The following is a 5,974-nucleotide window of genomic DNA, read 5'->3' as shown; positions in this document are numbered from 1 at the left end:
TATCAATATATTATATACTTATTATATATATTTTTTGGTGTTCACTAGTATTCACTACTGTTCACTACTATACACATTTAAAAATAATCTTGATCCTGTAATTAACCAATTGAAATATAAATATATTTATATGGCGCTATTTTTTTATTAAAATAAAATAATTATTAATCATAATGTTAAGTTATGATGATTTTAAGGTTGATCCAGGGCTATTATTAGAGGAAAAGAATAAATGCTCTATGGTGATTTCCACCATACAGGGAGATTACGGAAAAGGTAACATTAAAAAAACTAAAAAAATCGGGTTAGCGTTAAAATGAATGGGAGTGGGCGGTTTAGAACGTATAGGGTCGTAGGAATTTACCCCCCCCTCCTATTGGTTGGCTTAGTGAATTTTTGGACACGTTAGAAAGCAATCTAATAATTCGCCTTATTGGATTATAATAGCCTTATTATTAGTAAGTTAGGTGGCAATATGGCAGGGCGAAAATCAAAGATAAAGGACATGTTAAGACTAGGGCAAGAGTATTTGCATAAGCAGGGCTATATCAAAAATGGGGAAGTTATACCCTCTATGGCTGGACTGGCTTTATATGCTAACTGTTCAAGGTCAAGTTTATACAATTATGCGAGTTCAAGCGAAGAATTTAAGGACATGTTAGAACTTATCAAAGCGCGCCAAGAAGTCGAGTTAATTAATAAAGGCTTAAAAGGCGAGTTTAACGCAAGTATTGCTAAATTGATGCTTGCTAATCATGGTTATTCTGAAAAGCAGACATTAGATCATCAATCTATGGGAAGTAGCATTATAGCCAAATCCAAACCAATGCGTATAGAGCTAGTATCGCCACCACCAAAGGATTTAACCGCCTGACAAGCAAAGAGCATAAACTTGTTACCTGCTCAAGTTTTAGATGCTCAAATTGAGCCACTTCATATGGAATTTAAATACCCAAAAATCCATTTAATATAGGTATCCAAACAAGTATCCAGTAAAAAGGTATTTAATAAATGGATACCAATTTAATCATAAAAGGCAGTTATCTTCATTATGAAGACAGCTATAATTGTATCTTTAGCATTTTGATTTAAAACAAGCTAATTAATCTGTATTGAAAATATTTACTGGCGTAACGCTAATAAATATATTGATAAGCTAATGCCTAGATAGGTTAAACGGTAACATTTTTATTATTATGAAAGAGGAATTGTAATGTACCCATGCACAGATCATTATTTACATTGTTTACCCGAAAATACATTATTTGCTAAGTATGACAGGAAGAATAATTTCTTAGGTTTTTTTATTAAAGGAAAGAATACGGATCATCAATATTTTTGGATGACGGAAGTTATTAACCCACTAAAAAACCATGAAGATTGGCATTTCCAAAATATCATAAAGAAAGGGTATATTTCACCTGAGTGGGATATTGAAAGTAAATACTATAGTGATGTTGATTCATATATTTATTTGGTTTTTGAAAGTGATGAGATTGAATATTTAATTGATAAATTAACAAAATGTTTACAAGTATCTAAAAATGCAAGTGTATTGAATTATAAATATAAAAACAATATTTAATGTACATAAACACAGTGCTATAATGTACCTAACTGTATATTAATGTATTATTTGCGTCTAGGCTGATCCCCGAACATTCGCAACCCTAGCGAACTGGCGCAAATATCTATTAGGGGCGTGAGGGGCGTATGGTAGATGCTATCAAAGAGTTAGAAGAAGCGAAAAGAAAACTTATAAGTGTTGAAGACACTTTATTATTAATCTCTAAAAAATTTAACATTGACAGGATTACTGCTGCTGAATATTTATTAATAAAACTTTCAGAAAATTTTGATTTTAATAATTGGTATGAAAACCCTCCTTGCTTTGGTAAACGTTTAGGAATTGCTACATTTACTTATGTGAAAGACGATATATTCATCGATGTTATGCTTAAACGTATTATTGAAAATGATAGTAGAGCGTTTGAAAAAGAAGTGGATTCACCTATTGATTGGGATTCAGAAATACCATTTTAGAAAGGATTAGATAATGGCAATTGAAAAAAAATTAAATGATGATTATCGGAATTATTGCTTTAATTGTAATGAATTAGAAATTTTATTAGGGTTCAATTTAGATGTTAATGAGCTACCAAATCTTAAAAATAAAATAGATCTTGTTAATAACTTACCAAAAGAACTAAAACCATTTTTATCAAGAAAAACAATTCAATTAAAAGAAGCTGCTAATATTATGGCGGGCTATGATCCTTTCCACTTTTCAAATAGATCTCAATATTGTGATGATGTGAAAGGTTACAAAGCATCTCTATGGGACGCAGTGGATAATAACATACTTCATGGTAAGAATATTGTAACTATCGAGGATTTTGGGCAAGAATGGCGCGATGATATTACTTTAAATAAAAATGAAGTTACAAAATGGGCTAATAAATATAATTTTAGATGGCCGCTACCTATTGACGAAGATGTCGAAGAATTGAATCAAAACAATTACGAGCTTGAGCAGCGAATAAAGCAGCTTGAAGAGGAATTAAATAAACAAAGAATAATTAATTCTAATTTAGAAGCTATTAAATCAAATGAACAAGTTTCAGTAAATAATAACCAAGATTTAACAGAAGAAATTAAGCAACTAAAGCTTGATAATCAAAAATTAACCGAGCAGCTAAATAAGGCTCAAATAAAAATAGAGGAATTAAAAGAACAAATTCCTATTTTACTTGGCAAATATAGAGCAGACGACCCCTTATTATTAGCTATACAGATTAGAAATAAAGAATGGTCTAAGTATAATGAGCAAGATAGAAGAACTAGGCCTACACAAGATGCTATTTGTGAAGCTTTAAAAGCAAATTACAATGTCCAAACAGACCAATTAGCAAAAGCAATAGAATTAGTTTCATGCCCAATTAATAGAAGTAAGTAACTTTTACTATTATAGTAACAAAACCAGTAATACCAATAGATTAAGGAACTGTCATAGTTCCTTTTTTACTATTACTGTAACCCCTAATAGTGTTGCTATGATAGTACTTTAATGTGATTTAATCATTCCAGTTCAACAAAAAACGGAGTGATACACATATGACCAAAAAATTAATTACAATTGCCGAATTCTTAGCTTATGCAGGATTTAGGAGTAAAACATCCTACTACAATCTAATCAAAACCGACCCATTAGCACCCAAGCCTATTCGTGTAGGCATTCGCAAAGTTATGCTTTCTTTTGATGAAGTTAATTCTTGGCTAGAAAGTCGAAAGGCTGAACGTCGCGAGGTAGCATAATGGTGATAAAACAAAACCCTCTATATCGCGAAATAATCGAGGGCTTGCATTGGAATCTTGACGCTTCCAATCATAGCCAATCTGATTATAAAAAGCTACCCAAAAAGCCGAGAGCTTACCTATTAATTGCGTGTACTGGTGACAATGGTATTACCGAAAATGAGATATTGCGCACCTGTAGGCTTTCTAGCGGTAGAAATTACTGTTCAGAACTAGAAAGAAAGTTAGGCATCACATTAAAGCGCATGGATGAACCCAATACCGACGGAATAGGCTCACACTATCGCTATTACCTAGCCAATAAGGAAGATGCTCAAAAGGTGGTTAATCTGATTCTTAGTTATGAAAATAGCTTATTAACTGAATCGGATATCAGCCAAATTTTAGCACTTTATCCAAGCAAAGCAGCTTAATTAATTGATTTTATAGCAAAGCTCATTCCGACGGTATCCCTTTGCCTAAATTTAGCTAAACGGGGAATTTTCGGACACGTTAGGAGATAAAAAATGACAGATTTTAATAATTTAGTACCAGTAACCGAAACACAATTAAACGGTAAATTACAGCAAACAGTTAGCGCAAAACAATTACATCATTTTCTTGGTGTAGGGCGTGATTTTTCTACATGGATAAAAGGGCGTATAGAACAATATGGCTTTATTGAAAATGATGATTATGTGTTTTTTGATTCCCCCGAATTGGTGAATCAAAGTATAAAAAACAAACAGCTTAATAAAAGGGAAGCGGTAAGAGGCGGAGACCGTAGAAGTATTGATTATCATCTAACTTTAAACATGGCTAAAGAATTAGCAATGATTGAAAACAACGAGAAAGGACGAGCAATAAGAAAGTACTTTATACGTTGTGAAGAACACCTTAAAGAAATCGCTCCAGCAATCCAAAAGAAAGCACTTAATCGATTAAAAGCGCGTTTAGAAGTCGCAGATTATAGCCGTCCTATGTGTGACGCTTTAACTATACAACGATTATCCCTAGGCAAGGAGACCAAGCCACATCACTATACTAATGAATTTGATATGATTAATCGTATTGTACTTGGCATGACAGCAAAGGCTTACCGAAAAGCTCATAATCTCACGGGTGATATTCGCGACCATATCACTGAAGAACAGCTTAATCACTTAGCTTACCTTGAGAAATCCAATATCACGTTAATAGATATGGGTTGGAATTATGAAAAACGAAAAGCAGAACTCATCAAGTTATCACAAAGCTACATGATTCGGTTATTGGGTAAGGTGGCTTAATTATGATGACTACACACCCATTTAACGCCCTAGCAATAGGGCAATATACCCAAGCCCTAAATAATCGCTTAAATTGCTATTTTGATGGGATTAACGCCATCCAAAAGGTGAAATCATTCTTCTTGGTTGGCAATAATTCTAGTTTTCAGTCAAAAAAGCCTATTTCAATGGAAACCAGTGTAAAAGTACGCGCTAAGTACGCAGTGAAAACCGTTTTTTTAATGCGTACTAATCATTGCATGGGGTTGAATTTTAAAAGTAGGTTTATTGAGTCCATAAAAAGAAACCACAAGAAACTTAATTATTATGCTTTAGGTATAATTCCTCGTGATTGTAATTCTTTTCTTAAAACTCTTTTAATCCAAGTAGCCAAACTAGTATCGCCATCTTTCATAGCTTCTTCTTCTAACTGTTGCCGAAATTCTTCGGTTAATCGCATTTGGTATTGTGGTGATCTTTTTTCTTTTGGTGTTGACATGGTAATTACCCAATATTATTATAATTACATGGTAACGACCATTATAATGGTCGCGCCCCAAAAAACAATAGCCCAGAGAGTTTGCGCCTCAATGAGCTATCTAACCACAAACATTAAACGGAGTAATGCTATGGCTAATAGTAATGATACCCTACGCCCTAAAAATGGGCAACCTGACCTATCTAATTTAATTTCTGTTTTAAATCTCTATCAAGCAGATATTCCAACACACTATTTACTACAAGCTGAGAACCATTTTGAAGAACTACAGCAATCTATTCTATATGGAATAGGTGCGATTGGTAACCTGATGTTTTGGGCTAGTGAAAATGAGAGTTATTCCGAGCAGAACCTTAAAAGTGATATGCGCGATATTGGCTATTTACTAGCACAATTAAGAGATGTTGCCTGTTTCGCTTCAAATCAAATTAACCTACTTGATGCTACACAAAACCGTAAGGGAGGTAAATAGTATGTTGAAAACGAATTATAAAGAAAAAAGTAATCGTGAAACTAAACTATTTAAATTCTATGACCTTACTACTGCCAAAGTATTTGAGGCATTAGCTCCTACAGAACAACAAGCTAGAAAAAGCCTAGGCAAATCATCCCTTATCTTTATTGCCAGAATTCGCTTATATCCAGTTATTGAAAGAGCCAGAAGCTTTGGAGGTTATCACTATGAGCAATAATAACTTTCAGATATTAAATAACATCGAAACAAAACTTATTCAAGTTCGGAGCATGGCTAAAATTGCCTTAGATAATACTAACTATAAGTGCGCAGGATATGACGAGCCTTTTATCGAACAAACCGATATGAGTAATTTACTGTTGGTTATCGTTGATTTAGTAGAGCAAGCTTTTGATGAGTTACAAGAGTACGGGTTAACGGAGGATAAGAATAATGGCT

At 33.3% G+C, this 5,974-nt stretch carries 11 protein-coding genes; 10 read left to right on the top strand and 1 reads right to left on the bottom strand.

Annotated features, from left to right (window positions below; translation table 11 throughout):
- Nucleotides 1-475 precede the first annotated feature (475 nt).
- The 7 genes from ACGH6S_RS11895 (at nucleotide 476) to ACGH6S_RS11865 (ending at nucleotide 4,583) form a co-directional block, all read left to right on the top strand.
- Entirely contained in the window at nucleotides 476-874 is a 399-nt protein-coding gene (locus ACGH6S_RS11895) for a terminase small subunit (protein WP_411579549.1), read from the top strand.
- A gap of 339 nt (nucleotides 875-1,213) precedes the next feature.
- Nucleotides 1,214-1,585, top strand: a complete 372-nt coding sequence (locus tag ACGH6S_RS11890; RefSeq protein WP_034914935.1) for a hypothetical protein — start codon at nucleotides 1,214-1,216, stop codon at nucleotides 1,583-1,585.
- A gap of 128 nt (nucleotides 1,586-1,713) precedes the next feature.
- A complete protein-coding gene (locus tag ACGH6S_RS11885) occupies nucleotides 1,714-2,043 on the top strand; it encodes a hypothetical protein (protein WP_411578961.1) in 330 nt (109 codons plus the stop codon).
- Nucleotides 2,044-2,056: 13 nt separating this feature from the next.
- A complete protein-coding gene (locus ACGH6S_RS11880; protein ID WP_411578960.1) occupies nucleotides 2,057-2,956 on the top strand; it encodes a hypothetical protein in 900 nt (299 codons plus the stop codon).
- 158 nt (nucleotides 2,957-3,114) lie between these two features.
- Complete coding sequence (locus ACGH6S_RS11875; protein WP_411578959.1) at nucleotides 3,115-3,315, top strand: helix-turn-helix transcriptional regulator; 201 nt, start codon at nucleotides 3,115-3,117, stop codon at nucleotides 3,313-3,315.
- A complete protein-coding gene (locus ACGH6S_RS11870; protein ID WP_296318075.1) occupies nucleotides 3,315-3,728 on the top strand; it encodes a hypothetical protein in 414 nt (137 codons plus the stop codon). The genes ACGH6S_RS11875 and ACGH6S_RS11870 overlap by 1 nt, the downstream gene beginning before the upstream one ends.
- Nucleotides 3,729-3,821: 93 nt before the next feature.
- Complete coding sequence (locus ACGH6S_RS11865) at nucleotides 3,822-4,583, top strand: antA/AntB antirepressor family protein (protein WP_411578958.1); 762 nt, start codon at nucleotides 3,822-3,824, stop codon at nucleotides 4,581-4,583.
- Nucleotides 4,584-4,887: 304 nt separating this feature from the next.
- On the opposite strand, the gene ACGH6S_RS11860 is transcribed toward ACGH6S_RS11865, so the two are convergent.
- Complete coding sequence (locus ACGH6S_RS11860; RefSeq protein WP_176700243.1) at nucleotides 4,888-5,061, bottom strand: hypothetical protein; 174 nt, start codon at nucleotides 5,059-5,061, stop codon at nucleotides 4,888-4,890.
- A gap of 130 nt (nucleotides 5,062-5,191) precedes the next feature.
- Here ACGH6S_RS11860 and ACGH6S_RS11855 point away from each other — a divergent pair, with 130 nt between their 5' ends.
- From ACGH6S_RS11855 to ACGH6S_RS11845, 3 genes are all read left to right on the top strand, one after another.
- Nucleotides 5,192-5,533 carry a hypothetical protein gene (locus ACGH6S_RS11855; RefSeq protein ID WP_411578957.1) on the top strand — a complete coding sequence of 114 codons (342 nt, stop codon included), beginning with the start codon at nucleotides 5,192-5,194 and terminating at the stop codon, nucleotides 5,531-5,533.
- Between the two features lies 1 nt (nucleotide 5,534).
- On the top strand, nucleotides 5,535-5,753 hold the full coding sequence (locus tag ACGH6S_RS11850; RefSeq protein WP_411578956.1) for a host cell division inhibitor Icd-like protein: 219 nt from the start codon (nucleotides 5,535-5,537) through the stop codon (nucleotides 5,751-5,753).
- Nucleotides 5,743-5,974: hypothetical protein (locus ACGH6S_RS11845; protein WP_411578955.1), on the top strand; the 232-nt coding region annotated here is incomplete at its 3' end. The genes ACGH6S_RS11850 and ACGH6S_RS11845, both read left to right, overlap by 11 nt.

Origin of the sequence: Gilliamella sp. BG3 (genome assembly GCF_046635605.1) — a bacterium.
Classification (GTDB): domain Bacteria; phylum Pseudomonadota; class Gammaproteobacteria; order Enterobacterales; family Orbaceae; genus Gilliamella; species Gilliamella bombi.
Note: the sequence above shows the minus strand (reverse complement) of the source record. Positions and strands in the feature narration are given on the sequence as shown.

Excerpts from the sequence above, each read along its gene's own strand:
- ACGH6S_RS11895 (WP_411579549.1), top strand. The coding sequence starts at position 476 with ATGGCAGGGCGAAAATCAAAGATAAAGGACATGTTAAGACTAGGGCAA.
- ACGH6S_RS11890 (WP_034914935.1), top strand. The coding sequence starts at position 1,214 with ATGTACCCATGCACAGATCATTATTTACATTGTTTACCCGAAAATACA.
- ACGH6S_RS11885 (WP_411578961.1), top strand. The coding sequence starts at position 1,714 with ATGGTAGATGCTATCAAAGAGTTAGAAGAAGCGAAAAGAAAACTTATA.
- ACGH6S_RS11880 (WP_411578960.1), top strand. The coding sequence starts at position 2,057 with ATGGCAATTGAAAAAAAATTAAATGATGATTATCGGAATTATTGCTTT.
- ACGH6S_RS11875 (WP_411578959.1), top strand. The coding sequence starts at position 3,115 with ATGACCAAAAAATTAATTACAATTGCCGAATTCTTAGCTTATGCAGGA.
- ACGH6S_RS11870 (WP_296318075.1), top strand. The coding sequence starts at position 3,315 with ATGGTGATAAAACAAAACCCTCTATATCGCGAAATAATCGAGGGCTTG.
- ACGH6S_RS11865 (WP_411578958.1), top strand. The coding sequence starts at position 3,822 with ATGACAGATTTTAATAATTTAGTACCAGTAACCGAAACACAATTAAAC.
- ACGH6S_RS11860 (WP_176700243.1), bottom strand. The coding sequence starts at position 5,061 with ATGTCAACACCAAAAGAAAAAAGATCACCACAATACCAAATGCGATTA.
- ACGH6S_RS11855 (WP_411578957.1), top strand. The coding sequence starts at position 5,192 with ATGGCTAATAGTAATGATACCCTACGCCCTAAAAATGGGCAACCTGAC.
- ACGH6S_RS11850 (WP_411578956.1), top strand. The coding sequence starts at position 5,535 with ATGTTGAAAACGAATTATAAAGAAAAAAGTAATCGTGAAACTAAACTA.